29 protein-coding genes are annotated in these 25,306 nt (G+C 42.1%); 27 read left to right on the top strand and 2 right to left on the bottom strand.

Features of this window, described 5'->3' with window-relative positions:
- Positions 1–54: 54 nt before the first annotated feature.
- The 22 genes from fliL (at position 55) to AN390_RS05540 (ending at position 19,749) form a co-directional block, all read left to right on the top strand.
- Complete coding sequence (gene fliL / locus AN390_RS05645) at positions 55–588, top strand: flagellar basal body-associated protein FliL (protein ID WP_055253172.1); 534 nt, start codon at positions 55–57, stop codon at positions 586–588.
- A 9-nt stretch (positions 589–597) separates the two neighbouring features.
- On the top strand, positions 598–1,689 hold the full coding sequence (gene fliM / locus AN390_RS05640) for a flagellar motor switch protein FliM (RefSeq protein ID WP_004588297.1): 1,092 nt from the start codon (positions 598–600) through the stop codon (positions 1,687–1,689).
- Positions 1,690–1,709: 20 nt separating this feature from the next.
- Positions 1,710–2,108 (top strand): flagellar motor switch protein FliN, encoded by a 399-nt coding sequence (gene fliN / locus AN390_RS05635; protein WP_004588298.1) that lies wholly within the window; start codon positions 1,710–1,712, stop codon positions 2,106–2,108.
- Positions 2,105–2,488 (top strand): flagellar biosynthetic protein FliO, encoded by a 384-nt coding sequence (fliO, locus tag AN390_RS05630; RefSeq protein ID WP_004588299.1) that lies wholly within the window; start codon positions 2,105–2,107, stop codon positions 2,486–2,488. Before fliN ends, fliO begins: the two co-directional genes overlap by 4 nt.
- Before the next feature lie 4 nt (positions 2,489–2,492).
- Positions 2,493–3,236 carry a flagellar type III secretion system pore protein FliP gene (gene fliP / locus AN390_RS05625; protein WP_024032315.1) on the top strand — a complete coding sequence of 248 codons (744 nt, stop codon included), beginning with the start codon at positions 2,493–2,495 and terminating at the stop codon, positions 3,234–3,236.
- 42 nt (positions 3,237–3,278) lie between these two features.
- Positions 3,279–3,548, top strand: a complete 270-nt coding sequence (fliQ, locus tag AN390_RS05620; protein WP_004588301.1) for a flagellar biosynthesis protein FliQ — start codon at positions 3,279–3,281, stop codon at positions 3,546–3,548.
- A gap of 2 nt (positions 3,549–3,550) precedes the next feature.
- Positions 3,551–4,330 (top strand): flagellar biosynthetic protein FliR, encoded by a 780-nt coding sequence (gene fliR, locus AN390_RS05615; protein ID WP_004588302.1) that lies wholly within the window; start codon positions 3,551–3,553, stop codon positions 4,328–4,330.
- A gap of 8 nt (positions 4,331–4,338) precedes the next feature.
- Entirely contained in the window at positions 4,339–5,472 is a 1,134-nt protein-coding gene (gene flhB / locus AN390_RS05610; RefSeq protein WP_055253171.1) for a flagellar biosynthesis protein FlhB, read from the top strand.
- A 205-nt stretch (positions 5,473–5,677) separates the two neighbouring features.
- Positions 5,678–7,789, top strand: a complete 2,112-nt coding sequence (gene flhA / locus AN390_RS05605) for a flagellar biosynthesis protein FlhA (protein ID WP_024032312.1) — start codon at positions 5,678–5,680, stop codon at positions 7,787–7,789.
- Between the two features lie 22 nt (positions 7,790–7,811).
- Entirely contained in the window at positions 7,812–9,287 is a 1,476-nt protein-coding gene (gene flhF, locus AN390_RS05600; protein ID WP_055253170.1) for a flagellar biosynthesis protein FlhF, read from the top strand.
- Complete coding sequence (locus AN390_RS05595; RefSeq protein ID WP_055253169.1) at positions 9,280–10,140, top strand: MinD/ParA family protein; 861 nt, start codon at positions 9,280–9,282, stop codon at positions 10,138–10,140. Before flhF ends, AN390_RS05595 begins: the two co-directional genes overlap by 8 nt.
- A gap of 26 nt (positions 10,141–10,166) precedes the next feature.
- Positions 10,167–10,877, top strand: a complete 711-nt coding sequence (locus AN390_RS05590; RefSeq protein WP_024032309.1) for an RNA polymerase sigma factor FliA — start codon at positions 10,167–10,169, stop codon at positions 10,875–10,877.
- A gap of 41 nt (positions 10,878–10,918) precedes the next feature.
- Positions 10,919–11,302, top strand: a complete 384-nt coding sequence (gene cheY, locus AN390_RS05585; RefSeq protein WP_004588308.1) for a chemotaxis response regulator CheY — start codon at positions 10,919–10,921, stop codon at positions 11,300–11,302.
- Between the two features lie 15 nt (positions 11,303–11,317).
- The gene (locus AN390_RS05580) at positions 11,318–12,085 is read left to right on the top strand and encodes a protein phosphatase CheZ (RefSeq protein ID WP_055253168.1); all 768 of its coding nucleotides are present in this window, start codon (positions 11,318–11,320) and stop codon (positions 12,083–12,085) included.
- A gap of 15 nt (positions 12,086–12,100) precedes the next feature.
- Complete coding sequence (locus tag AN390_RS05575) at positions 12,101–14,314, top strand: chemotaxis protein CheA (protein WP_055253167.1); 2,214 nt, start codon at positions 12,101–12,103, stop codon at positions 14,312–14,314.
- Between the two features lie 51 nt (positions 14,315–14,365).
- Positions 14,366–15,511: a chemotaxis response regulator protein-glutamate methylesterase gene (locus tag AN390_RS05570; RefSeq protein ID WP_024032307.1), complete on the top strand. Its 1,146-nt coding sequence runs from the start codon at positions 14,366–14,368 to the stop codon at positions 15,509–15,511.
- On the top strand, positions 15,504–16,268 hold the full coding sequence (locus AN390_RS05565) for a flagellar motor protein (protein WP_004588312.1): 765 nt from the start codon (positions 15,504–15,506) through the stop codon (positions 16,266–16,268). The genes AN390_RS05570 and AN390_RS05565 overlap by 8 nt, the downstream gene beginning before the upstream one ends.
- A gap of 5 nt (positions 16,269–16,273) precedes the next feature.
- A complete protein-coding gene (locus AN390_RS05560) occupies positions 16,274–17,239 on the top strand; it encodes a flagellar motor protein MotB (RefSeq protein WP_054983007.1) in 966 nt (321 codons plus the stop codon).
- Between the two features lie 12 nt (positions 17,240–17,251).
- On the top strand, positions 17,252–18,022 hold the full coding sequence (locus AN390_RS05555; RefSeq protein WP_054983008.1) for a ParA family protein: 771 nt from the start codon (positions 17,252–17,254) through the stop codon (positions 18,020–18,022).
- Positions 18,023–18,025: 3 nt separating this feature from the next.
- A complete protein-coding gene (locus AN390_RS05550; protein ID WP_055015939.1) occupies positions 18,026–18,808 on the top strand; it encodes a chemotaxis protein CheW in 783 nt (260 codons plus the stop codon).
- 24 nt (positions 18,809–18,832) lie between these two features.
- The gene (locus AN390_RS05545; RefSeq protein ID WP_004588316.1) at positions 18,833–19,330 is read left to right on the top strand and encodes a chemotaxis protein CheW; all 498 of its coding nucleotides are present in this window, start codon (positions 18,833–18,835) and stop codon (positions 19,328–19,330) included.
- A 17-nt stretch (positions 19,331–19,347) separates the two neighbouring features.
- Positions 19,348–19,749 (top strand): DUF2802 domain-containing protein, encoded by a 402-nt coding sequence (locus AN390_RS05540; protein ID WP_004588317.1) that lies wholly within the window; start codon positions 19,348–19,350, stop codon positions 19,747–19,749.
- Positions 19,750–19,828: 79 nt separating this feature from the next.
- Here the strand turns inward: AN390_RS05540 and AN390_RS05535 are convergent, their stop codons facing one another.
- Positions 19,829–20,149 carry an EscU/YscU/HrcU family type III secretion system export apparatus switch protein gene (locus AN390_RS05535; protein ID WP_004588318.1) on the bottom strand — a complete coding sequence of 107 codons (321 nt, stop codon included), beginning with the start codon at positions 20,147–20,149 and terminating at the stop codon, positions 19,829–19,831.
- A 1-nt stretch (position 20,150) separates the two neighbouring features.
- A complete protein-coding gene (locus AN390_RS05530; RefSeq protein WP_055253166.1) occupies positions 20,151–22,463 on the bottom strand; it encodes a flagellar hook-length control protein FliK in 2,313 nt (770 codons plus the stop codon).
- Between the two features lie 113 nt (positions 22,464–22,576).
- Here AN390_RS05530 and ccmA point away from each other — a divergent pair, with 113 nt between their 5' ends.
- The 5 genes from ccmA to ccmE are packed head-to-tail and all read left to right on the top strand — an operon-like array spanning position 22,577 to position 25,305.
- Positions 22,577–23,197, top strand: coding sequence for a cytochrome c biogenesis heme-transporting ATPase CcmA (gene ccmA / locus AN390_RS05525; RefSeq protein ID WP_086004334.1), 621 nt, complete (start codon positions 22,577–22,579; stop codon positions 23,195–23,197).
- The gene (gene ccmB / locus AN390_RS05520) at positions 23,197–23,883 is read left to right on the top strand and encodes a heme exporter protein CcmB (protein WP_055253165.1); all 687 of its coding nucleotides are present in this window, start codon (positions 23,197–23,199) and stop codon (positions 23,881–23,883) included. The genes ccmA and ccmB overlap by 1 nt, the downstream gene beginning before the upstream one ends.
- A 1-nt stretch (position 23,884) precedes the next feature.
- On the top strand, positions 23,885–24,622 hold the full coding sequence (locus AN390_RS05515; protein ID WP_004588322.1) for a heme ABC transporter permease: 738 nt from the start codon (positions 23,885–23,887) through the stop codon (positions 24,620–24,622).
- Between the two features lie 3 nt (positions 24,623–24,625).
- A complete protein-coding gene (ccmD, locus tag AN390_RS05510; RefSeq protein WP_004588323.1) occupies positions 24,626–24,829 on the top strand; it encodes a heme exporter protein CcmD in 204 nt (67 codons plus the stop codon).
- On the top strand, positions 24,826–25,305 hold the full coding sequence (gene ccmE / locus AN390_RS05505; protein WP_004588324.1) for a cytochrome c maturation protein CcmE: 480 nt from the start codon (positions 24,826–24,828) through the stop codon (positions 25,303–25,305). The genes ccmD and ccmE overlap by 4 nt, the downstream gene beginning before the upstream one ends.
- Position 25,306: the final 1 nt, after the last annotated feature.

Raw genomic sequence — 25,306 nt, 5'->3', positions numbered from 1 at the left:
CTGCTATTATAATAACTAAAACAAGCAAGTACCTCTGCTAAAAAAGGAATCACAATGGCCGAAGAAACAAGTTTAGAAATAGAAGAAACCGGTAAAAGCAAAAAAAAGCTGATCATAATAATAGTGGCAGTCCTGCTTGTTGTAGGCGGTGGTGCAGGCTATTTTTTTATGGCGGGCGATAATGCACCCGTTGAAACATTAGATGAAGAAACAACAACCGCAGCGCAAAACGACTCGGCTACACCTTCAGGCTCTTCAGCTGAAATGGGCAGTGCCTTGTATGTTGCTATGCCAAGACCCTTTGTGTTTAATGTACCTGGGTCAAGCAGAGATAGAATTGTACAAATAAAAGTGCAATTACTTGTGCGTGGCGATGTAAATGAAGAAACCGCTAAAAAGCACATCCCACTGATTGAAGGCACCTTATTAAGCGTGTTTTCAACCACCACAGCTGATGAACTCAGCACCAGTGCAGGCAAAGAAACATTACGCTTTACTGCGCTTGAAAAAGTGCAAGCTGCGCTGAATGATGTTGAAGGCACAAAAGTAATTGAGCGGGTATTGTTTACCGGCTTTGTGATGCAATAAGGGGCTAGCGTGAGCGATTTATTATCCCAAGACGAAATTGATGCACTCTTACACGGCGTTGATGAAGTCGAAGAGGAAGATATACACGAAGGTGAAGACGGCGAAGGCAGTACATTACAGTACGACTTTTCTTCGCAAGATCGGATCGTGCGTGGTCGCATGCCGACCCTGGAAATTGTTAACGAGCGGTTTGCTCGTCATATGCGAATAAGCTTATTTAACATGATGCGCCGCACCGCAGAGGTGTCGATTAATGGCGTACAAATGATTAAATTTGGCGAATACATTCATACCTTATTTGTACCAACAAGCTTAAATATGGTGCGTTTTAGACCGCTAAAAGGCACTGGCCTTATCACCATGGAAGCACGTTTAGTGTTTATTTTGGTAGATAACTTTTTTGGTGGTGACGGGCGTTACCATGCCAAAATTGAAGGCCGCGAATTTACCCCTACCGAACGTCGAATCGTGCAAATGCTACTAAAAATTATCTTTGAAGATTACAAAGAAGCATGGGCGCCGGTTATGGACGTGTCGTTTGAATACCTCGATTCAGAAGTAAACCCAGCAATGGCTAACATTGTGAGCCCTACTGAGGTTGTGGTTATTAGCTCTTTTCATATTGAATTAGATGGCGGTGGCGGCGATTTTCACATCGCTTTGCCGTATTCAATGCTTGAACCCATTAGAGAGCTATTAGATGCGGGTGTACAATCGGATACAGAAGACACCGATTTGCGCTGGAGTAAAGCTTTACGCGATGAAATTATGGATGTTGAGGTGGATATGTCGACTCAACTTCTTGAGGTGGATTTGTCTCTTAAACAAATAATGGAACTTAAAGCGGGCGATATTATACCGGTAGAAATGCCAGAGCATATTACGGTATTTGTTGAGGAGTTACCTACATTTAGAGCTAAAATGGGTCGCTCTCGCGATAACGTTGCGCTACAAATTAGTGAAAAAATTAAACGCCCTGATTCAGTTAAATCTGAGCTGCATGTATTTACCAAAGGCGGCAAGAAAATTGATTCAGATGCAGAATTAGCAGAACTAGAAGATGATTTACACCTTTCTGACGGTGTAGACTTAGACTGGTAATTGATTAAAAGGTTAAAAGTATGAGCGATGATCAAGACACAATGGACGAATGGGCAGCAGCCCTAGCTGAAGCCGAAGGCGGTGATGAGAGCGCCGAAGCGCATGTAGCAGAGCTTGATGAACTAAGTGATGCTAAACATGAACTTAGCGGTGACGAAAAGCGTAAACTCGATACAATTTTAGATATTCCTGTGACCATTTCTATGGAAGTAGGGCGCTCTAAAATAAATATTCGTAACTTACTGCAGCTAAACCAAGGCTCTGTTGTTGAACTAGACCGCGTAGCCGGTGAACCACTGGATGTATTAGTAAATGGTACGCTCATTGCCCATGGCGAAGTGGTTGTAGTGAATGATAAATTTGGTATTCGTTTAACGGATGTTATTAGCCAGGTAGAGCGGATCAAAAAATTACGATGAGCTCCCTTGCTGCTTTAACAAACTCAGTATTTACAAAGGCAGAAACGTTAACACCTACGGCCGACATTTTGTCTATGGTGTTGTCGTTGGTTGCGGTGCTAGTACTGATTGTAGTGCTGGCATTTTTTGTTAAAAAACTTAACCCAAATTTAGCTAATAGCGAAGAATTTAAAGTGGTACGAAGCTTACCGCTTGGCTCACGAGAGCGCTTAATGGTGGTTGAAATAGATAATGCACAGCATTTATTAGGGGTCACCCCGCACAGTATTAACTACTTACATAAATTAGACACGCCGTTAAGTGAAAAAGAACTGCCAGAACTTGCTAAGCGATTTAGCAAACTACTAAATCCGCAAACGAATCAAAATAAAAAGAATTAACCCTATGATAAAGTGGCTGCTGATTATTTTAGCTGTGTTATTTGTACCTGCCGCAAGCAGTGCAGAGGGCATAGACGCTCTAACCATTACAACTAATGCCGACGGGACGCAAGATTACTCTGTAACCTTGCAAGTACTGGCAATTATGACGGCGCTGAGCTTTATTCCTGCCGCCATAATTATGATGACTTCGTTTACCCGTATTATTGTTGTACTGGCCATTTTGCGCCAAGCCATTGGTTTACAATCAACACCTTCAAACCAAGTTTTATTAGGGATGTCGCTTTTTTTAAGTATTTTTATTATGGCGCCTATTTATCAGCAAGTTAACGAACGTGCGATAGAACCCTATTTAAATGAACAAGTTACTTCGGTACAAGCATTAGAGCTTGCAAAGGAGCCCATGAAGGCCTTTATGCTCTCGCAGGTACGATTAAAAGACTTAGAAACGTTTGCCAAAATAGCCGGTTATGACCAGCTTGACTCGCCAGAGGCCACACCGCTTATTGTGTTAATACCTGCATTTGTGACCAGCGAACTACAAACCGCCTTTATTATTGGTTTTATGTTTTTTATACCGTTTTTAATTGTGGATTTAGTGGTTGCCTCGGTATTAATGGCCATGGGTATGATGATGCTCTCGCCCATGATAGTGTCCTTGCCTTTTAAAATAATGTTATTTGTACTGGTCGATGGCTGGAGCCTAGTAATGGGCACGTTAGCCAAAAGCTTTGGCTTAGGGACATAAACCATGTTTTACATTCGCACTTTTAAACATTAGGAGTACAACATGGAACCAGAAATTTTTGTTGATATTCTTAGCGATGCACTGTTTTTAGTTATTAAGCTGGTATCAGCTATTGTGGTACCAGGTTTACTTGTTGGTTTAGTGGTGGCGGTGTTCCAAGCGGCAACCTCAATTAATGAACAAACCCTAAGTTTTTTACCGCGATTATTAATTACCATTGGGGCACTTATTGTAGGTGGGCATTGGCTTACTCAAGAGCTAATGGACTTTTTTACCCGCCTAGTATTACTCATTCCTGAAATTGCAGGCTAATTGTGGAATTTCCTTTTTCTGTTGTTATTCAATGGTTAAGTGATTTTTTACTGCCTTTAGTTCGCATCAGCTCTATGATCATGATTATGGCGGGCTTAGGCGCGCAAAACGTACCTACGCGCATTAAAATGGGGTTGGCGGTAGTGGTAACGTTTTTAGTTGTGCCAGCGCTGCCTCCTGCAACATTTACCAATTTATTTTCTTTTGAAATGGTGCTGGTGGTTATTCAGCAAATGTTGATAGGTGTTGCGATAGGGTTTGCCTCTACGCTAATGCTAAATACCTTTGTGCTTGCTGGGCAAATACTGGCAATGCAAACCGGTTTGGGCTTTGCCTCTGTTATAGACCCTTCAAATGGTGCGAGTGTGCCTGCAGTTGGACAGTTTTACTTAATTTTAGCGACCTTGTTATTTTTTGTTTTTAATGGCCATTTAATGATGATTCAAATGGTGGTGCATAGTTTTTCGGTGTTGCCTATAAACGGCCAGTGGTGGGCTGTTGATCATTACTGGGACATAGTAACGTGGGGCAGCTGGATGTTTACCACTGCATTGGTATTGGCTTTAGCCCCTCTAACGGCCATGCTCATTATTAATATTTCATTTGGTATTATGACCCGCGCAGCACCGCAATTAAACATTTTCTCAATAGGTTTTCCGTTTACATTAGTTGCCGGTTTAATGATTATTTGGGCCACCTTGGGTAATTTTGTAACCCAATTTGAGTTTCAGTGGTTAAAAATGATTGAGCTAATGTGTAGCCTTGTTGGCTGTACGGTGTAGGAGGGGCAATGGCTGAAGATTCAGGACAAGAAAAAACAGAAGAACCCACCTCCAAAAAGCTCGAAGATGCTAAAAAGAAAGGTCAAATAGCACGCTCAAAAGAACTAGGTACTATGTTTGTACTTATTTTTTCTGCAATTTCGTTGCTGTTATATGGGCCCGAAATAGGCAAAGGCTTATACAATATTATGGGCAGGATGCTGTCTTTAAATCGCAGTGAAACCTACGACACCACTAAAATGTTTGCGGTGTGGAGTGAGGTGGCCAGTGCGCTGCTGTTTCCTATGGCGATGTTTGTTTTAATTATTGTTATTGCAGCATTTATAGGAAATACCTTACTCGGCGGCTTTAATTTTAGTTGGGAAGCTGCGGCACCTAAACCCAGTAAAATGTCGCCAATGAAGGGCTTTAAACGCATGTTTGGCCCACAAGCAGCGATAGAGCTTGTAAAATCTATATTAAAGTTTGCGCTGGTGGCTATTTTTGCGGTGTTTTTGATTCAAACTTTTTTTGATGAAATTTTGCATTTAAGTATTGAAAGCGCACCTAGTAATATAATTCATGCCCTTGAAATACTCTCGTGGATGTTTTTAGGGTTGTCGTGCACTTTAGTGATTATTGCCGCAATAGATGCGCCTTATCAAAGTTATAACCACAACAAACAACTTAAAATGACCATGCAGGAGATCAAAGACGAGTACAAAAACTCAGAGGGTGATCCGCAAATTAAAGCGCGAATAAGGCAAACACAAAGGCAAATGTCGCAGCGAAGGATGATGCAAGATGTCCCCGATGCCGACGTAATTGTAACCAATCCTACTCACTATTCTGTGGCGCTAAAATATGATACTGAGCGAGCAGGTGCACCGATTGTACTTGCCAAAGGGGTAGATGAAATGGCTATGCAAATTCGTAAGATAGCCAAAGGTAACGAAGTACCGATTGTAGAATCCCCTATGCTTACGCGGGCGCTTTATCATACTGCTGAAATAGGCCAACAGATCCCAGATCAGCTATTTACCGCTGTCGCTCAAGTTTTAGCCTATGTATTTCAGCTTAAACGGTTTAAAAAAGGGCGTGGTAAACGACCTATTCCGCTTAAGTCTAAACTGCCTATTCCGGATGATTTTAAATACGATTAGGGTAAGCTGAGCTAACCACACTTTACAGGAGCGCCTTGCCTAAATACCAACATGGGGCTGCAAATTCAAACCATAAAGCCCATTCGCTCTTGTCTCTCACTTGCTTTAAATTTTGTATCAATACTCAATGAATCTATTGCTGGCTCTATACTTGGAATAGTTATTGCTATTTCAGGCTAGTGTCAATTTATTGAATTGTAGAGTTATGGATTTTAAAGCGGTATTACAACAACTTAACAAAGATAAAAAAGAGTATGCCAAAGGTGTTGGCACACCGCTATTAGTACTTGCAGCGCTGGGTATGGTTATTTTACCGCTGCCTCCATTTCTTCTTGATATATTATTTTCATTTAATATTGCCCTTGCCTTAGTTGTTTTACTGGTGACTGTTTACACCATGAAACCCCTCGAATTTGGCATGTTTCCCGCGGTACTGTTAATCGCTACAATTATGCGTTTAGCCCTCAATGTTGCCAGTACACGCGTGGTGCTCCTTGAGGGTCACAACGGGGGCGATGCGGCTGGTAAGGTAATTGAAGCGTTTGGCTCAGTGGTTATTGGCGGAAACTATGCGGTAGGTTTAGTGGTGTTTTTAATTTTGATCATCATAAACTTTGTAGTAATAACCAAAGGTGCTGGGCGTATTTCTGAAGTATCGGCTCGTTTCACGTTAGATGCTATGCCGGGTAAGCAAATGGCGATAGATGCCGACTTAAACGCTGGCTTTATTAGTGCAGAGCAAGCACGTGAGCGCCGCAGTGAAGTAACCCGCGAAGCCGACTTTTACGGCTCTATGGATGGGGCGAGTAAGTTTGTAAAAGGCGATGCCATTGCCGGTATCGTGATATTAATTATTAATATTGTTGGCGGCTTATTTGTGGGCATGATCCAGCATGACTTGAGCTTTAGCCGCGCAATGGAAGTATATACTTTACTTACCATTGGTGACGGCCTTGTGGCGCAGCTTCCTTCATTATTACTCTCTATTGGTACTGCTATTGTTGTTACTCGCCAAAACGAATCACATAACATGGGTGAGCAATTTAAAGCCCAATTAGGTAACGAAAAATCATTATTTATCGCCTCAGGTATTTTAATCATTATGGGGTTAGTTCCGGGTATGCCTCATATTGCTTTTTTAAGTTTAGGCGCACTACTTGGCTACTTAGCTTACTTTACTCAGCAGCAAAAATTAAAAGCCGCTGCTCTAGCAGCCCAAGAGGCTGAAAGTGGTGCCGTTGCCGGTACTGGCGTTGCAAACAAGCAAGAGCAAAAAGAGCTTGGATGGGACGATGTACAACAAATTGACGTTATTGGCTTAGAAGTTGGCTACAGGCTTATTCCGCTTGTTGACCAATCTCAAGGTGGTGAGCTGCTCAACCGAATTAAAGGGGTGCGTAAAAAGCTATCTCAGGAGCTTGGCTTTTTAGTACCGCCTGTACATATTCGCGATAACTTAGAGTTAGACCCTAATGCGTACCGTATTACCATGATGGGTGTTTCAAGTGGTGAGGGCGAACTCAAACATGGCGATGAACTGGCCATCAACCCAGGGCAAGTATTTGGCCCTATTAAAGGGGTTGAAACCAAAGACCCAGCATTTGGCCTAGATGCGGTGTGGATAAAGCCTGATCAAAAAGACGAAGCACAATCACTAGGTTACACCGTGGTTGACTCAGCCACTGTGGTAGCCACCCACATTAGCCAGTTATTAACTAACAGTGCCGCATTATTGCTCGGGCATGAGGAGGTTCAAAACCTGCTTGATATGTTAGCTAAAAGCCATCCGCGTTTAGTAGAAGGGTTAGTGCCAGAAGTACTACCACTGACAACCGTTGTAAAAGTACTGCAAAACTTATTAAACGAAGGGGTGGCTATTCGTGATATGCGCTCTATTGTTCAAACCCTTGTAGAGTACGGCCCACGTAGCCAAGATGCCGATGTTTTAACAGCTGCAGTGCGTATTTCGCTGCGCCGCTTAATAGTTCAAGACGCTGTGGGAATGTCATCAGAAATCCCTGTCATAACCTTGGCGCCTGAGTTGGAACAGATGTTGCATCAGTCATTGCAAAATGCAGGCGACGAAGGTGCCGGAATAGAACCAAGCCTTGCTGAGCGACTTCAAACATCATTAAACGAAGCGCATCAGAATCAAGAAATGGCCGGAGAACCTTCAATATTGCTAACGTCAGGAATGTTACGCACTGTGTTATCTCGCTTTGTTAAGTACACCATACCGGGTTTAAGGGTGATGTCTTATCAAGAGGTACCAGATGAAAGACAGATCAAGATTGTCAGCTCAGTAGGCCAACAATAAAGATTTTAACAGGGGTTGAACCATGAAGATTAAACGTTTTTTTGCCAAAGATATGCGCACCGCACTGAAAGAAGTTAAAGATGAGCTAGGTGTTGATGCCGTTATTATGTCGAACAAAAAACTCGCTAATGGTGTAGAAATTGTTGCCGCAGTAGATTACGACAAAGCAGCCCCTAAAGCCGCAGCGCAACCACAGGCAGCGCCTGCTCCGCAAAGAGCCGTGCAACAGCCTACTCATAACTTTGTAAAGCCAGAGCCTAAGCGTGCGCAACCTGAGCCACAAGCAAAAGTAGCTGATAGCTTACAAGCTTTATTAGAGCGCCAGTCGCCACGCCCTCGCTCTCCTGAGCTAGCCTCTATGTTTTCGCAATCAGGTATTGATACGTCTGAGCATTACCAAGAGCCAGCACAGCCACGTACGACAAATATGTTTGCACGCGAAAATGAAGCGCCAAAACGCATGCAAACCCAAGCAGACAGCCTAGGCTTTGATGACTTAGATCAAGACTTTGACGATTTAGATGCGCCTGTGGCTCCGCGTCCTCAAGCTAATAACAACGAAAGCGCCCAAATGAGCGCGATGCGTGATGAAATGAACGCAATTCGCCAGTTACTAGAACACCAAGTATCGGGTTTAATGCAGCAAGATATGGCACGTCGCGACCCTACACGTGCATGCATGATTGACCGTTTAGTTGGCATGGGAATAGATAAAGACGTTGCAGAGCAAATGGCGTGTTTTATTCCAGATGACGTATCGCGTCAGCAAGGTTGGAAAGCATTATTGCAAATGGTTGAAGATCAAATGCAAACCACCAACAACGAAATTCTTCGCCAAGGGGGTGTGTACGCCCTTGTAGGGCCTACTGGTGTAGGTAAAACAACCACAGTAGCTAAACTTGCCGCATTAGGCGCACAAAAGTATGGCGCCGACAAAGTTGCCCTAATCACAACTGATACATACAGAATTGGTGCTTATGAGCAGCTTGCAACATATGGTCGTATTATTGGTTGTGGTGTTAAACAAGTAAAAGATGCCAATGAATTAGCTGAAGTTTTATATCATTTACGCAATAAGCGTCTAGTATTAATTGATACAGCGGGTATGAGCCAACGTGATTTACGCCTTACAGAGCAATTAAATACGTTAATGCGCAACCAGCGAGTAGATATACGTAGTTATTTAGTATTAAGTGCCACTGCACAAATAAATGTACTGCAAGAAACCGTAAGACATTTTAAAAAGGTTCAGCTAAGCGGTTGTATTTTCACTAAGTTAGATGAATCATTAAGTTTAGGTGAGATTATTAGTATAGCGATTCAAAATCGCCTTCCAATAGGGTATCTTACTAATGGTCAGCGTGTACCAGAAGATATTCGCGTTGCAAATGCTGAAAAACTAGTAAAAAAAGCTGAGCAATTGTATTTAAAAAGAGCAAAAGCACAACATTCAAGACACCAAGCAGTGGCGTCAAGCACAGTAGGGATGTATGATTAACACAGTATTAGATCAAGCAAGCGGCCTGCGCAAAATGAGTCAAAACAACAACAACGGCGTAAAAGTTATCGCTGTCACCGGCGGTAAAGGAGGGGTGGGTAAAACCAACGTCTCTTTAAATACTGCTATTGCTTTAGGGCAGCAGGGTAATCGTGTATTAGTATTAGATGCCGATTTAGGCCTAGCTAATTGTGATGTAATGCTAGGACTACGTGTTGAAAAAAACTTATCTCATGTCCTTTCAGGCGAGTGCGTACTTGACGAGATTTTAGTTGAAGGCCCAGGCGGTATTAAAATCGTGCCTGCTACATCAGGCTCGCAAAGTATGGTGGAGCTAACCCCATCTGAGCATGCTGGGTTAATTCGTGCCTTTAGTGAGCTTAATACCGAATTTGATATTTTAATTGTAGATACCGCCGCTGGTATTTCTGACATGGTGCTGAGTTTTTCTCGTGCAGCGCAAGATGTCATGGTGGTGGTGTGTGATGAGCCGACCTCTATTACTGATGCCTACGCGCTTATTAAAGTACTTAGCCGCGAGCATGGCGTTTATAAATTTAAAATTGTTGCAAACATGGTGCGCAGTATGCGCGAGGGCCAAGAGCTTTTTGCAAAGCTCTCTAAAGTAACAGACCGCTTTTTAGATGTGTCTATGGAGCTTGTTGCGACTATTCCATATGATGAAAATATGCGTAAATCTACGCGTAAACAAAAAGTAATTGTCGATCTTTTCCCTAATTCACCAGCAGCAGTCGCGTTTAAAACATTAGCGACAAAAGCAGTAAAATGGCCTATACCTAATCAACCTTCAGGACATTTAGAGTTTTTCATTGAGAAGCTAGTAAACGGCTGATTATGACAACATCGGTGAAAAGAGCTATGGGATATCAATCAACACAAAATTTAAATGTGATTGTTGAAAAGCACGCGTCGCTTGTCAAAAAAGTGGCGTGCCATTTAATAGCTCGTCTTCCTCCTAGCGTTCAGCTTGATGACTTAATCCAATCGGGAATGATTGGCCTTATCGAGGCCTCAAAAAACTTTGACGCCAGTAAAGGGGCAAGCTTTGAAACGTTTGCTGGTATTCGTATCCGCGGCGCTATGCTTGATGAAATGCGCAGAGGGGATTGGGCACCACGTTCGGTGCACCGTAAAAGCCGATTAGTAGCCGAAACTATCACAGAATTAGAAAATAGCTTAAATAGAGAACCAAAAGATACTGAAGTAGCTGAAAAACTTGATATTTCGCTAGAAGAATACCATCATATTTTAAATGATGTTAATTCCAGTAAAGTGCTTGGTATAGAAGACCTAGGGGTAGATGAAGATGTTATTAGCCCTGCCGGTCAAGATTTAGCGCTAGACAAACCATTTAATAATGTTAAAAATGAACGGTTTAATAATTCATTGTTAGAGGCAATAAAGTCTTTACCAGAGCGAGATGCAATGGTGCTTTCTTTGTATTACAACGATGAAATGAATTTAAAAGAAATTGGGCATATACTCGATGTAAGTGAATCGCGTGTAAGTCAGATACATGGTCAGGCGATGATTAAGCTCAAAGCAAAAATCAATGACTGGATAAACTAGTAGTAAGTAAATTATAGGTTAAGACCTCACCGGAGGATGTTTTGGATAAAAACATGAAAATTCTTGTTGTTGATGATTTCTCTACAATGAGACGTATTATAAAAAATCTGTTGCGTGACCTAGGGTTCACGAATGTTCAAGAAGCTGACGATGGTTCTACAGCATTACCTATGTTGCAAAATCAGGTTTTTGACTTTGTTGTAACCGATTGGAACATGCCAGGCATGCAGGGTATTGACTTGCTAAGAGCCATTAGAGCTGACGAAAAATTAAAACATATTCCGGTTTTAATGGTGACGGCAGAAGCTAAAAAAGAACAAATAATAGCGGCAGCGCAAGCAGGTGTTAATGGCTATATTGTTAAGCCATTTACTGCTGGTACTTTAAAAACTAAATTAGAAAAAGTGTTTGAACGCTTAGGTTAATGAGAGGAGAGGCTTATGTCAGCACCAGCTGCGCCTCAAATTACTTTAGAACAAGCTCGTCAGCTCGTCGTTTTTTTAGAAAATGGTGAGCAAGATAAAGCTGATCAATTAATTTTAGATACTGCCTCTCAAGAGCAATCGCAGCTTTTTGCTGAAGTAGGTAAGTTAACACGCCAATTACACGAAGCCCTTAAAAGCTTTGAACTTGATACGCGTTTAACCGATTTAACCACTGATGCAATTCCGGATGCGAAAAAGCGCTTAAACTATGTCATGGAAATGACAGAAAATGCAGCTAATAAGACAATGGATGCGGTCGAAGCAAGCCTCCCTATTGCGCAGCAGCTAGCAGATGAAATTGCACATATTAAGCCTACTTGGGATAGGCTTATGAACCGCGAAATAGAGCTGGGCGAGTTTAAAACCTTATGCCACAGCATCGACAAGTTTATGAACAGCTCTCATCATAAAACCGATGAGTTGCAAACTTTAATGACTAATGTACTAATGGCGCAGGATTTTCAAGATTTAACCGGCCAGGTTATCCGCCGTGTAATTGAATTAGTCAGAGAAGTAGAAGAAAGTTTAATCCACCTTTTAACAGCATTTGCTGCACAAGATGACAGCATTGCTGAAAGTAAAGAACAACAAGAAACAGAAGAACTGGTTGCCGCACAAACATTAGCAGGTCCTGAAGGCCCTATTATTGATAAAGAGTCGCGAAGTGATGTTGTATCTGACCAAGACGAGGTCGATGACCTATTATCAAGTTTGGGCTTCTAAGAGGAGAGTAACTGCATGAGCTTTGAAGTCGATGAAGATATTTTACAAGACTTTCTTGTAGAGGCTGGAGAAATCCTAGAGCTTTTATCTGAACAGTTAGTTGAGCTAGAAAATAACCCAGAAGATACTGAGTTACTAAATGCTATTTTTAGGGGCTTTCATACCGTAAAAGGGGGAGCTGGCTTTTTAGCTATGACTGAGCTTGTTGATGCCTGTCATGGTGCTGAAAACGTATTTGATCTCTTACGCCAAGGGGTTAGAACCGTTAATTCAGAATTAATGGATGTGATTTTACAAGCACTAGATACCATTAATGAAATGTTTGCCACTATTCAAAACCGCGAACAGCCAGACCCAGCAGACCCTCAATTATTAGAAACCCTTCACAAACTTGGTCAACCGCCTACGGATGATGAGCTTACTGAAACAGCCCCCGACGTTGTTGAACAAGAACCCGCAGCTCCCGTTAGCGCAACAGATGATGAAGACCCATTTGCATTTGATGAACTATTTGATGTGGCAGGTTCTAGCCCTTCAGCAGATAGCACGCAAATTGACGAAATTACAGAAGATGAATTTGAAAGCTTACTCGATGAGCTACACGGCAAAGGCCAAAGCCCGGTGTCGCAACCAAGTGCAAGTGCAGAGCCAGATTCAAGTTCAGATATTACCGATGATGAATTTGACAGTTTATTAGATGAATTACACGGTGTAGGTAGTTTTGGTCCGGTTGCAGGAGATACTTCAAGCAGTGAGCCAGAAGTAAAACACACAGCACCACCAGCGGCTGTTACAAATGATAGCGGTGATGATGAAATCAGCGATGATGAATTTGAAGCACTGCTTGATGAACTGCATGGTAAAGGCGCCGCACCAGAATCAAAAGAAGCTGACACACCTGCACCGCAGTCACCTAAGGCTGCACCTGTAGCACAAACGCCAACAAAACCTACGCCAGCACCTGCAGCAAAACAAGCTCCGGCGGCAAAAGCAGCTGCGCCTAAACCTAAAGTGGCTGAAAAACCAGCGAGTAGCGCTGCACCTAAAAAAGCTACGCCTCCACCTGCTGAAACCACAGTACGTGTTGATACAAAGCGTTTAGACCAAATAATGAATATGGTTGGCGAGTTGGTATTAGTACGAAATAGGTTGGTCAGTTTAGCGACCAATACAGACAGTGAAGCGATGGGTAAGGCAATATCAAATCTTGATGTGGTCACTGCTGATATTCAAGGTGCAGTAATGCAAACGCGAATGCAGCCTATCAAAAAAGTGTTTGGCCGATTCCCTCGCGTAGTACGTGACTTAGCCCGTAGCTTAAATAAAGAAATTGATTTACAGCTTGTAGGTGAAGAAACCGATTTAGATAAAAACTTAGTTGAGGCATTGGCCGATCCGTTGGTGCATTTAGTGCGAAACTCAGTTGACCATGGTATTGAAATGCCAGCAGCGCGTGAAGCTGCGGGTAAGCCTAGAACCGGTAACGTTACATTATCGGCTTCGCAAGAAGGCGACCATATTTTGTTAACCATTAAAGATGATGGTGCAGGTATGGATGCGGAAAAACTGAAAAAAATAGCGATCAGTAAAGGCGTTATTGACCATGATCAGGCAAGTCGCTTATCAGATACAGAAGCGTATAACTTAATATTTGCACCAGGCTTTTCGACCAAAGAAGAGATATCTGATATTTCTGGCCGTGGCGTAGGCATGGATGTAGTAAAAACTAAAATTACGCAGCTTAATGGCTCTGTGAGTATACAGTCAGAGTTGGGCGTGGGGACTATTTTAGAGATAAAAGTACCACTAACACTGGCTATTTTACCTACGCTGATGGTTATTGTTGGTGAGCAAACGTTTGCGTTACCACTTGCTGGTGTGAGTGAAATATTCCACTTAGATTTAACCAAAACCAATGTGGTAGATGGTCAGCTCACAATTATTGTTCGTAAAAAAGCGATACCGCTATTTTACTTAGAGCATTGGCTAGTTAAAGGTGCTGATTGTTCTCAGCGAAAAGCGCAAGGTCATGTGGTAATTGTACAAATAGGTACTCAGCAAGTTGGCTTTGTGGTTGATTCATTAATTGGCCAAGAAGAAGTTGTTATTAAGCCTCTTGATGCGTTATTACAAGGTACGCCTGGAATGGCTGGTGCAACAATTACATCTGACGGTGGTATTGCGCTGATTCTGGATGTACCTAATATGCTTAAGCATTACGCAGGATAAAATGTAGGCATACCTGTGTATGCCTACACATAAATTTAATAAGAGAGCGCAATGGCCGTAAAAGTTTTAGTTGTTGACGATTCCAGTTTTTTTCGCCGTCGAGTAAGCGAAATCCTTGAACAAGACAGCGGTATTGAAGTAATAGGTTTTGCTGTTAACGGTAGAGAAGCCGTAGAAAAAACAGCGCAGTTACGTCCAGATATGATCACCATGGATGTAGAAATGCCTGTGCTTGATGGTATTAGCGCAGTAAAAGAAATTATGGCGAGTAACCCAACGCCAATACTTATGTTTTCTTCATTAACTCGCGACGGTGCAACCGCAACTTTAGATGCACTTGATGCCGGAGCTATGGACTTTTTACCGAAAAAGTTTGAAGACATTGCACGAAATAACGAAGATGCAATTAAGTTATTGCAAGCTAAAGTGAAGGAAATTGGTCGCAGGCGTGCACCGCGCCCTGTTAGGCCATTAACATCAAGTAAGACTACTGCTCCATCTGCAAGCAAACTTGGCACAACAAGCTCATCGCTTAAACAACCTGATAGAAGCTTTCAACGTGCTGCCCCAGTACAGACAACAACTACACCCAGTATGCCCACGCGTGCCAGCGGTAAACACTATCAAATAGTGGCTATTGGCACTTCAACTGGCGGGCCAGTTGCTTTACAAACTATATTAACCCAATTACCTGCTAACTTTGCACACCCTATTTTGTTAATTCAGCACATGCCGGCGGCATTTACGCCTGCGTTTGCGGCACGTTTAAATAGCCTTTGCAAAATACGCGTTAAAGAAGCGCAACAAGGTGACAGGCTAGAAGCCGGCACAGCCTACTTAGCACCTGGTGGACAGCAAATGATGGTAGAGGGGCGAAGTGGTAACAAAACGTTGCGTGTATTTGAAGATAATAGTGAACGAATAAGCTACAAACCAAGCGTTGATGTGACTTTTGCAAGTGTTGCTAAAAGCTACCAAGGAGACGTACTTGCTATTGTTTTAACCGGCATGGGCGCTGATGGACGTGATGGCGCGCGAATGCTTAAGCAATCTGGCGCAACAATTTGGGCGCAAGATGAAAAAAGCTGTGTGGTATACGGTATGCCTCAAGCTATTGCCAACGCTGGGCTTGCCTCTGAGCATTTAGCGTTAAACGACGTAGCAGCAAGAATAAAAAGAGAGACTGGTTGTGGATAAGCTCTCTGTTTTAGGGTTAATCATTGCGCTGGGCGCTATAGCGATTGGTTACTCTTTAGAGGGTGGCGTTGTCACGGCGTTATTTAATGGCCCTGCACTTATTATTGTACTTGGCGGCACCTTAGGGGCTGTTATGTTGCAAACGGCGACAAGCACCTTTAAAAAAACGCTAAGCATGAGCCATTGGGTGTTTTTTTCACCCCAGTACAATATTGAGCAAGCCATAGAGCAAATTAAAACGTGGTCGCATAAAGCTCGCCAGGAAGGGTACTTAGCGCTTGAAAAAGAGGCACTTAGTCACCCAGATCCTTATGCAGCAAAAGGGCTTAGTTTACTAGTAGATGGGTGTTCGGAGCAAAAGCTACGCGACACCTTAGAAATAGATTTAATGCTTGAGCGAGACCGCTTACTTGAAGCAAGTAGAGTGTACGAAGCCATGGGCGGATATAGCCCAACTATAGGTATTTTAGGGGCTGTACTTGGTCTTATTCAAGCAATGTCATTTATTACCGACCCTCAAAAGCTAGGTGCAGGGGTCGCCACCGCATTTATTGCAACAATATATGGGGTGGGTTTAGCTAACTTATTATTTTTACCTATGGCCAATAAGCTTAAGCAGCGAGTAGAGCAAAAAATGCTTTACCATGAAATGATGGCCGAAGGGGTGATTGCTATAAGCCTTGGCGAAAGTCCTATCAACATAGAATTAAAGCTTGAAGCTTATCGCACAGAGCGCCCTAATGTCGTGGTAGAGTAACTTTTATGTTACGCCGGCGCTTACGTCAATCAGCTGAAAAAAATCAACATACAGAACGTTGGTTAGTCTCTTATGCTGATTACATGACCATTATGTTTGCCTTTTTTGTGGTTATGTATGCCATTGCCATAAATAAAGAAGAAAGTTTTCAAATCCTCTCCGACTCCCTAGAACAGGTTTTTGACAAATCAGCAAGGCAACAATCGCAACAAGGTGAGGGCGTGACAGGCGAAGGGCTACTTACTGACCGTGTTACCCCTGAGCAAGAGTTATTGTACGGTGAGAGCATTCAAAAACAGGAGTCTGGCCCAGAGCTGTTAGATGGACATAGTGATACCAGCAATATAAAACAAAAACATTTAGGTAAACCACTCGATAGTTTGTTAACTAAATTACATTCAGCACTTATTGATGAAATTCGTGATGGAGAAGCCAGTTTAGAGCTCAACCAAGATTGGCTTATTATTGAGCTAAGTTCAGGAATGCTGTTCTCAAGTGGTAGCTCTGTGGCCCATGCGCGAGCTAAGCAAGTCGTAAAAATTGTAAAAGATATTATTGCCCCAGTAGATAACTACATAAGGGTAAGAGGTTACACAGATAACGAAAGTATTCGCAATGAAATGTTTCGCTCTAACTGGGAGTTGTCAGTTGCACGGGCGACCTCTATTTTAGTTGAATTAGAAACGTTAGGAATTAACCCAGCGCGAATGGCAATCGAGGGGTATGGGCAATACTCACCTTTTGCCGATAACGACACCGCAGCGGGTAGAGCAGAGAATCGTAAAGTTGTTATTGCGCTTTCTAAGTATGGCTTAGTACAACAAACCACCGAAAATGAAGCTGAGCCTGATGAGCAAGTTCAACAAGCTGCGCCTGAGCCAGAGGTCGAACTTCCCTCTGATGATAACTCTATTAAAATAATTCGTTTACCTCATGGTGGCATCAGAATCACCACGCGCAATGAACAGTAATTAGGACTTAATGTGAAGATTTGGACAGTAGCAAATCAAAAGGGCGGTGTAGGTAAAACCACAACGGCTGTCAGTCTTGCTGGTATTTTGGCCTTGCAAGGTAAACGCGTATTACTCATTGATACCGACCCTCACGCCTCACTAACGTACTATTTTGGTATTGATTCTGAAGATTTAGAAGTCAGTGTGTACGATATTTTTGCCCGCGGCACCTCAATGCAAAGTGAAGAAGTACTTCAAGCATTGTGCCCCTCTACGATGGAAAACCTGGATATATTGCCCGCGACGATGGCTATAGCAACCCTCGATAGAAGTATGGGCAATAAAACGGGAATGGGCTTAATTTTAAAAAAAACACTTGCAAAAATTAGTGAACATTACGATTATGCGCTGCTTGATTGCCCGCCCGTTTTAGGTGTTTTAATGGTGAACGCATTAGCCGCCAGCGAACGTATTTTAGTGCCAGTGCAAACTGAGTTTTTGGCGCTCAAAGGGCTTGATAGAATGATGCGCACTATGGAATTAATGCAAAGCTCTCAAGCGAAACAGTACCAATATACTATAATCCCTACTATGTATGATAAGCGCACTAAAGCGTCGCTTGAAGCCTACAAAACGTTGCAAAATACATATAAAGATAAAGTATGGCCAGGAGTGATCCCCGTTGATACAAAGTTTAGAGATGCAAGCCTTGCACAAAAGGTGCCCATAGAGTTTTGCCCACGTTCGCGTGGGGTTTACGCTTATAAAGCGTTATTAGATTATTTAATTGGACAAGGTTAATGAATGAGTAAGCAATTATTTGCTAATGAAAAAGTAATGACTCAATACTTAGGGGCGCTATTATGCGAAGACGAACCTGAGGAAAACCTTGAGCCTGTAGCAAAGCTACTTGAGCAAGTACCTAGTGCCTTACAAAACGACGAAGTACTTTTAAAGCCCAAAGCGCAATTAAAAGTAACCGAGCAGCTTTATTCTGAGCAAGTAAAAGAGAGTAATAGCGAGGCTGACGCCACTATTTCGCCACCTGCACCTATTGAGCCTGAGCCATTAGAGACACCTGAGGTGCAAACCCAGTTAAGTACAGAACCTGCTCCTTTATTACATAGCCAAGAAGATTACTTTGAAGGTGAATTTCAGGCTCTGTTTTTTGAAGTGGCTGGTTTAACATTGGCTGTTCCTTTGAAAGCGCTTGGAGGAATTCATCAATTAGGTGAAGTAAATCATTTATTTGGTAAGCCAAAGTGGTTTAAAGGCGTTATGCTTAATAGAGATGAAAAGCTAAACGTAGTTGATACTGCCCGTTGGGTAATGCCTGAAAAGTACGATGAAAAGTTAGAGGCCTCTCTTAATTATCAGTATTTAATAACCCTGGGCGATAGCAACTGGGGTTTATTAGCCGAAAAGTTAATAAATAACATTACATTGAGTAAAGAAGATGTAAAATGGCGAAAAAACAGTGGCAAACGCCCTTGGCTTGCCGGTGTTATTAAAGAAAAAATGTGTGCTTTAATAGATGTAGATAATTTAAATGCACTATTAGAAAAAGGCTTAGATAGCCGTCAGTAGTAACGACCATTACGGGGTAACAGCATGAGCGAAGATAGACTATTATCAGCGAATAAAAACGCAGATAACAACGATGAAATTTTACAGTGGGTAACGTTTAAGCTTGAAGAAGAAACGTATGGCGTCAACGTAATGCAGGTGCAAGAAATTTTACGTTATACCGAAATTGCCCCAGTACCTGGAGCACCTTCATACGTTATTGGCATTATAAATTTACGTGGTAACGTAGTCACTGTTATTGATACTCGTGCACGCTTTGGTTTGCCTGCTGCAGATGCAACTGATAACTCTCGCATTTTAATTATTGAAGCAGAAGAGCAAGTAATTGGTATTTTAGCTGATAGTGTTTCTGAAGTTGTGTATTTACGCAGCTCTGAAATAGACAGCGCCCCAAATGTTGGTACCGAAGAAAGCGCTAAGTTTATCCAAGGTGTATGTAACCGCGATAACGAATTACTTATTTTAGTCGATTTAAATAAATTACTTAGCGATGACGAATGGGATGAGTTAAGCGATATTTAAGCTTTACCACTAAAATTATGTTGTTACTCAGTATCGCAATAGCAGCGCTAGGGATAGGTTTAATATCCCTGGCGCTAATTGTTGCATTAAAAAATAAACAGTCGGCGGAGCTTAATGCGGTATCACAGCAATTAAAAGATACCTCAGAGCAAACACATATATTACGCAGTGAAGTGTCTGAGCTCAGAACAGGGCTTTTAAGTATTGGTAAGCGCGTACTTGAAGTTGAGCAACAAAATCAAGAGTTGATGCAACAACAAGCTGCCCAAAAATATGATGACCCAGACGCAAAAATATATTCTCGTGCTGTTAAAATGGTTGAGCTTGGCGCAGATTTAGATGAGGTGATACGCGAGTGCGAGCTTCCTAGGGCTGAAGCTGAACTATTATTTTCGTTACATAAACAAAAAGACGCCTAGCGTCTTTTTTGCTTTTAACTACACAATACCAATGTGCAGTAATACTTAATAAATGGGGAGATATAATTTATCCACCTAGTTATGCCTTTACATTTAGCTTACCTTGAAAGTCTTGCCAGCCAGGTGGGAACTGCCCACGAAGCACGTACGAAAAAGCAATCAATTCAGCAATAACATAATAAAGCTCTTTAGGTATTTCCTCTCCCAATTCTAAGTGTGAGAGTGTTTTAGCAAGTGCTTCATCTTGGTGGATCATAATGCCTTTTTGTTTCGCTGCTGCGATTATTTCATCGGCCAACTCGCCAAACCCTTTTACACTTACCGCGGGGGTGCTTCCTGCTTCATACAACAGGCCAATCGCGGATTTATTATTTGCTGCTAAATTAGAGGTGTCAGTCATGTTAAACCTTAATATTTATAATGGCATGCGATTGATAAAACGCTTGATGACTAGCATCTGCGCGTTTTAAGTTTAGCTCGCCAACTTGCAAGCCATGCTGAGCTAATTTAGCCCTGAGGCTATCTAAGTGAGGGTGTGCAATTGCACTTACTTCTTGGCTAGAGGCAAGCAGCTGGCAATCGAGTGCTTTGTCCATAAGTTCAGCCACTATTTGTAATTGCCCTTGCTGTGCATAATCAAAATTTAATCTAACAAACCACACGTTTTTTTCGGTTTTATCTACACTGGCTTTTTTATATTGCCCTAAGGTTATCTCTGTTTGTCCCGCTTCAGGCGGAAGTTTCATCGGAAATAAAAACTGTGCTAGCGGATTTGTGTCGCTTTGTTGGTTTGGCGTAGTTACTTGTACTTGGCTAAGGGTATTTTTAACTTGTAGCAGCTCTGGGGCAAGCTCTTGTATTTGTGTTTGTTGAAGTTGCTCTAATAGTTTATCCGCGCTTTTACCTACTTTAAAAGTAGGTAAAAGCACATTAAGTAGGGCATCAACCCCTGTGTGGTTATTAAACGTTAGCGAAGTACTTGATTGGCTTATTATTGGCGCCGCTAAAATAGTAACCGCAAGTTGCTCAAGCCCTTTTGTAAAGCTACTTTGTAGTGTGTCGTTTGGCGTAGTAAGCGGTTGTAAGGTACTTAAAAGCTCTCGCTGTATGGTGGCTGGGTGCACATTAGTACTGGAGACCATTCTATTAAAAGCTTGATTCACTAAACGCGTAAGATCAGGTGTATTTTGAGTAGCTTTACTTGCTATGTCAGTAATTTGGCTACTCAACAATGTTTTAGGGTTGGAAGCGCTATTTGGGCGCTCACTCTCTGTTGGCAAATTTAAAAGCGAGGTTAAAAGTTTAGCCTCTGTTGGTTGTAACTGTTGACTTACAGCTGTGTTAAAAAGTGAGTGAGACAAACTGGGTTGGTTAGGAGTATTTACCTGTGAAGTTGTGGCATGTAGTGTTTTTAAACTCAGCGGCACAGAAGAGTTGCCTTGCGTACTTACATTTGTTGGTTGGGCGCTCACTGCATGGGGCTGAGCTGCGTTGTTTGCTGATTGCCATAACGACACACTCGCCTTTAATTGCTGGGTTATTTGCACTAAAGGAGGAAGCTGCGCAAAGTGTTTAGCTAAAGGGCTGCTAGGGGTAAAAGAATGATTAGCAACTTCTGCGGTTATATTTAGCTTGCTTAAATTAGGGTTTGTTAGCGTGTTTATTTGTGTAGGCGTTTTATTTACATCAAGCTTAGCTTGTTGAGCCTGCAAAGGCGGCGTTTTACTCGCAAAGGGTTTGTTTTCAAAGTATTTAACGGCATCGTTAATTCGCGTTTTTATATCACTAAAGCTACTTTGTAACCATGACTTTATAGGGCTTTGTGCACTTAACTGCGGGCTTGTTATATCAGCGGAGGGTCTGGCTGCATTTTGCTGCTGTGATAAAACCAAGTCGGTAAAGGGTTTACTAAATGAGTTATTAAGTGCGACCTGCATTTTAGGTAAGTTAGTTTTAATGAGCAGCTTATCTGCTTGATTAGTAATATTTACTGCCACGGGCTTGCTAGGCAATTCACTAAGCTGTTTATTGGTTATCGGGGTTGTGAACGAGCCGCTATGCTGAGGGTGCGAAATAATAGCTAATTTAGGCGTTGCTTGTAGTTGCGCGCTGGGCAGTAAGTTAGTTAATAGCTGCGAAATTTTATGTTGGCTGAGAGTTTGAGTATGGACGGTGTCAGCAAAGCGGTTAATAACATTTATTTGTGCGCCTTTATTGGTTGTATTAATAAGTACCTGTAATGGCTGCTCGGTATTTAACAGCTGTGCGGTTTCTTTGTTAATTGCAATACTGGCATTAAGGCTAGGTATCATAAGCTGCGGTGACGGCGAAAGCTGTACATTGACTGGCAAAGGTTTACTTTGTATTTCACTACCGGTACTAACATAATTTAAAAAACGCTGCAGTTGTGATGCGTTGCTAAGTGTTATATTGGTATTGTTAGGAGTAATATTTAGCTGCTTTCCATCAGCGCTGAGCTGTATGTTAGCACTTGCTATTTTGTCTGTATTTTGAGGGGCATGCGTTATGCCTAAGCGTAGAGTTTGCCAGTGTTTATCTATTAAAACATCGAGTGTAATTGAGCCTTTTGAAAACTGAATATTTTTAGCCGCAAGTACCTGATCTGGTAATTGTACTAATTCGTCCGAAGTGCTCGGGGCGCTTTGGTTATTAACCAATGAATTAGATAATGTGATTTGCGTTGGATTATTCATTATTTTAAATCAAGTTTTCGCTAATTTTCGTGAATCGATTTTAAAGCAATATTCGTATTACCCTATCATTATGGTAGACTAACGCCTAATTTTTGGCATAGAGAAACGTCATCTTGTTACACATTAAGTCCGTCACCTGCATCAAGCAAGAACGTTGTTTGTTTGCGGATCTTAATTTTAGCCTAAATAGCGGTCAAATCATGCAATTAGCAGGTCCTAACGGGGCTGGCAAAACATCATTATTGCGTATTGTCGCAGGCTTTAGTGTGCCTGATGAAGGTGCTATTTTTTATAACCAGCAAGCTATTACCAAGCATTATGAAGAGTACGCCACAGACCTGCTATTTATAGGCCATAAAACCGGTGTCAATGTGCAGCTCAGCGCACTGGAAAACGTACGCCATTGGTTACACATTAACGGCTATACAAATGAGCCCGACTTATATCCAATTTTAGCTAAGCTTGGCTTAGTGGGCCTTGAAGATGTGCCGGTAAGAATGCTCTCTGCAGGGCAGCAGCGTCGTGTCGCTTTAGTGCGATTATGGTTAAGCGATGCAAAACTATGGGTGCTTGATGAACCCTTTACTGCACTTGATAAAAATGGCGTTGCCTTTTTACAACAACGTTTTTCTGAGCATTTAAAAAGTGGTGGCGCTATTTTACTAACAACCCATCAAGATTTAACAACACAGTTTGAAAACCTACAAACGGTGACCTTGGAGTATCGTTACTGATGACTCGTCAACATTCATATTGGCTGCTGTTTAGTGCGGTATTTAGTAAAGATGTAAAGCTTGCGTTTCGCCAGCGTGCTGAAATTATCAATCCTATCTTGTTTTTTCTCATTGTTATTTCTTTATTTCCGTTAGCAATTGGCCCAGAGCCCGGTCTATTAAACAGAATGGCGCCAGGTATTATTTGGGTAGCAGCTTTGCTCTCTACCATGCTTGGACTCGATAAATTATTCAGAGACGACTATAACGATGGCTCGTTGGAGCAGTTAATTGCATCATCGTACCCGCTATCACTCACCGTGTTGGCTAAAGTTGCGGCGCATTGGGTTGTTACCGGTTTACCATTAGTATTAATGACACCGTTATTTGCTTTATTGCTAAATTTAGAGAGCTCTGCGCTGTTAGCGACCGTAATAACATTATTATTAGGCACGCCATTATTAAGCTTTATTGGTGCAATTGGGGCTGGCCTTACTGTGGGATTACAAAAAGGCGGCATTTTAATGAGCCTATTAGTGTTGCCTTTGTATATTCCTGTTTTAATTTTTGCAACGTCAGCCATTGATACCAGTACTATGTCGCTGGATTATAGCGGGCAGCTTGCCATTCTTGGGGCCATGTTAGTAGTTGCTATTATGTGCGCACCCATCGCCATATCGTCAGCATTAAAAGTGAGTGTAAGTTAATATGTGGAAGTGGTTACATCCCTACGCAAAAGCAGAGCGCGCATATCAATTATGTAATACGTTACTGCCTTATTTTGCCGTTGTTACGGTTATAAGTATGCTTGTTGGTTGGATTTGGGGCTTAGGTTTTGCACCGGCTGATTATCAACAAAAAGACAGCTACCGTATTATTTTCATTCATGTTCCATCGGCTATTTTGTCTATGGGCGCATACTCTTCTATGGCTATAGCAGCTATTGTCGCTTTAGTGTGGCAATTACGTAACGCTGAACTTGCTGTAATTGCTATTGCCCCGGTGGGAGCATGTGTTACAGCTATTGCCTTAATTACCGGCGCTGCATGGGGTAAACCTATGTGGGGTGCTTGGTGGGTATGGGATGCACGTTTAACCTCTGAACTTATTTTATTGTTTTTATACTTAGGCGTGCTGTCGCTTTACCATGCCTTTGAAGATAAAAAATCAGCAGGGCGCGCAGCGTCTATTTTAGCCATTGTAGGGGTAATTAATTTACCTGTTATTCACTACTCCGTAGAGTGGTGGAACACTCTGCACCAAGGCGCAACAATCACAAAGCTTGATACAAAAGCCATTGACCCAAGTATGTTTTGGCCGCTTATGGTAAATATTTTAGCGTTTGCAGCGTTTGTGGGCACTGTAACGTTAATTCGCCTTAAAAATGAAATTTTACAACGTGAAAAGCATCGACCTTGGGTTCGAGCCTTGTTAAGTAAGGGGTAAATTATGCAGTTTGACTCTTTTTCTGATTTTATTGCAATGGGAGGCTACGGGTTTTATGTGTGGCTTTCATTTGGTACATGCGCCTTAATTTTGTTGGGCATTTTATTTAGCTCTTTACGTGATACAAAACGTATCATGGCCTCAGTAGAGCAGCAAGTTGCGCGCGAAGCGCGAATTAAAAAAGCGAAGCAGGAACAAATCTCATGAACCCAAGACGTAAAAAACGCCTATTGGTAATTATTGCAGTACTGTTTGGTATTGGTGCCTCTGTAGGCTTAGTGCTTTATGCACTACAAGAAAACATAAACTTATTTTATACACCAAGCGAGCTAATAGACGGCAAAGGCCCAGATAAAGAAAAGCCGCAAATAGGGCAAAAGTTGCGTATTGGCGGTATGGTTGTGCCGGGTTCTGTCATTCGTAATGAACAAAGTTTACAAGTCAGCTTTAAATTGATTGATACTGGGCCATTAGTAACAATTAAATACCAAGGCATTTTGCCTGACTTATTTCGCGAAGGCCAAGGTATTGTAGCGCAAGGTGTGCTTGTAGAACCAAACGTGATTGAAGCTTTTGAAGTACTGGCTAAGCATGATGAAGAATACATGCCAGCAGAAGTAGCAGAAGCCGTAAAAGGAATTAAACACGAAAAACCAAAATACAACCTAGATAGCGGTAGCTAAT

Origin of the sequence: Pseudoalteromonas sp. P1-11, from assembly GCF_001399995.1 — a bacterium.
Classification (GTDB): Bacteria; Pseudomonadota; Gammaproteobacteria; order Enterobacterales; family Alteromonadaceae; genus Pseudoalteromonas; species Pseudoalteromonas atlantica.
The sequence above is the reverse complement of the archived record's forward strand: the minus strand, read 5'-3'. Positions and strand labels throughout refer to the sequence as shown.

Coding starts and splice junctions, on each gene's coding strand:
- flhA (WP_024032312.1), top strand. CDS start 5,678: ATGGATTTTAAAGCGGTATTACAACAACTTAACAAAGATAAAAAAGAG.
- ccmD (WP_004588323.1), top strand. CDS start 24,626: ATGCAGTTTGACTCTTTTTCTGATTTTATTGCAATGGGAGGCTACGGG.
- AN390_RS05595 (WP_055253169.1), top strand. CDS start 9,280: ATGATTAACACAGTATTAGATCAAGCAAGCGGCCTGCGCAAAATGAGT.
- AN390_RS05580 (WP_055253168.1), top strand. CDS start 11,318: ATGTCAGCACCAGCTGCGCCTCAAATTACTTTAGAACAAGCTCGTCAG.
- AN390_RS05560 (WP_054983007.1), top strand. CDS start 16,274: ATGTTACGCCGGCGCTTACGTCAATCAGCTGAAAAAAATCAACATACA.
- AN390_RS05530 (WP_055253166.1), bottom strand. CDS start 22,463: ATGAATAATCCAACGCAAATCACATTATCTAATTCATTGGTTAATAAC.
- fliO (WP_004588299.1), top strand. CDS start 2,105: ATGAGCTCCCTTGCTGCTTTAACAAACTCAGTATTTACAAAGGCAGAA.
- flhF (WP_055253170.1), top strand. CDS start 7,812: ATGAAGATTAAACGTTTTTTTGCCAAAGATATGCGCACCGCACTGAAA.
- flhB (WP_055253171.1), top strand. CDS start 4,339: ATGGCTGAAGATTCAGGACAAGAAAAAACAGAAGAACCCACCTCCAAA.
- AN390_RS05535 (WP_004588318.1), bottom strand. CDS start 20,149: ATGACTGACACCTCTAATTTAGCAGCAAATAATAAATCCGCGATTGGC.
- AN390_RS05550 (WP_055015939.1), top strand. CDS start 18,026: ATGAGTAAGCAATTATTTGCTAATGAAAAAGTAATGACTCAATACTTA.
- ccmE (WP_004588324.1), top strand. CDS start 24,826: ATGAACCCAAGACGTAAAAAACGCCTATTGGTAATTATTGCAGTACTG.
- AN390_RS05540 (WP_004588317.1), top strand. CDS start 19,348: ATGTTGTTACTCAGTATCGCAATAGCAGCGCTAGGGATAGGTTTAATA.
- fliN (WP_004588298.1), top strand. CDS start 1,710: ATGAGCGATGATCAAGACACAATGGACGAATGGGCAGCAGCCCTAGCT.
- ccmB (WP_055253165.1), top strand. CDS start 23,197: ATGACTCGTCAACATTCATATTGGCTGCTGTTTAGTGCGGTATTTAGT.
- fliL (WP_055253172.1), top strand. CDS start 55: ATGGCCGAAGAAACAAGTTTAGAAATAGAAGAAACCGGTAAAAGCAAA.
- AN390_RS05590 (WP_024032309.1), top strand. CDS start 10,167: ATGGGATATCAATCAACACAAAATTTAAATGTGATTGTTGAAAAGCAC.
- fliP (WP_024032315.1), top strand. CDS start 2,493: ATGATAAAGTGGCTGCTGATTATTTTAGCTGTGTTATTTGTACCTGCC.
- AN390_RS05545 (WP_004588316.1), top strand. CDS start 18,833: ATGAGCGAAGATAGACTATTATCAGCGAATAAAAACGCAGATAACAAC.
- AN390_RS05515 (WP_004588322.1), top strand. CDS start 23,885: ATGTGGAAGTGGTTACATCCCTACGCAAAAGCAGAGCGCGCATATCAA.
- fliQ (WP_004588301.1), top strand. CDS start 3,279: ATGGAACCAGAAATTTTTGTTGATATTCTTAGCGATGCACTGTTTTTA.
- AN390_RS05570 (WP_024032307.1), top strand. CDS start 14,366: ATGGCCGTAAAAGTTTTAGTTGTTGACGATTCCAGTTTTTTTCGCCGT.
- AN390_RS05575 (WP_055253167.1), top strand. CDS start 12,101: ATGAGCTTTGAAGTCGATGAAGATATTTTACAAGACTTTCTTGTAGAG.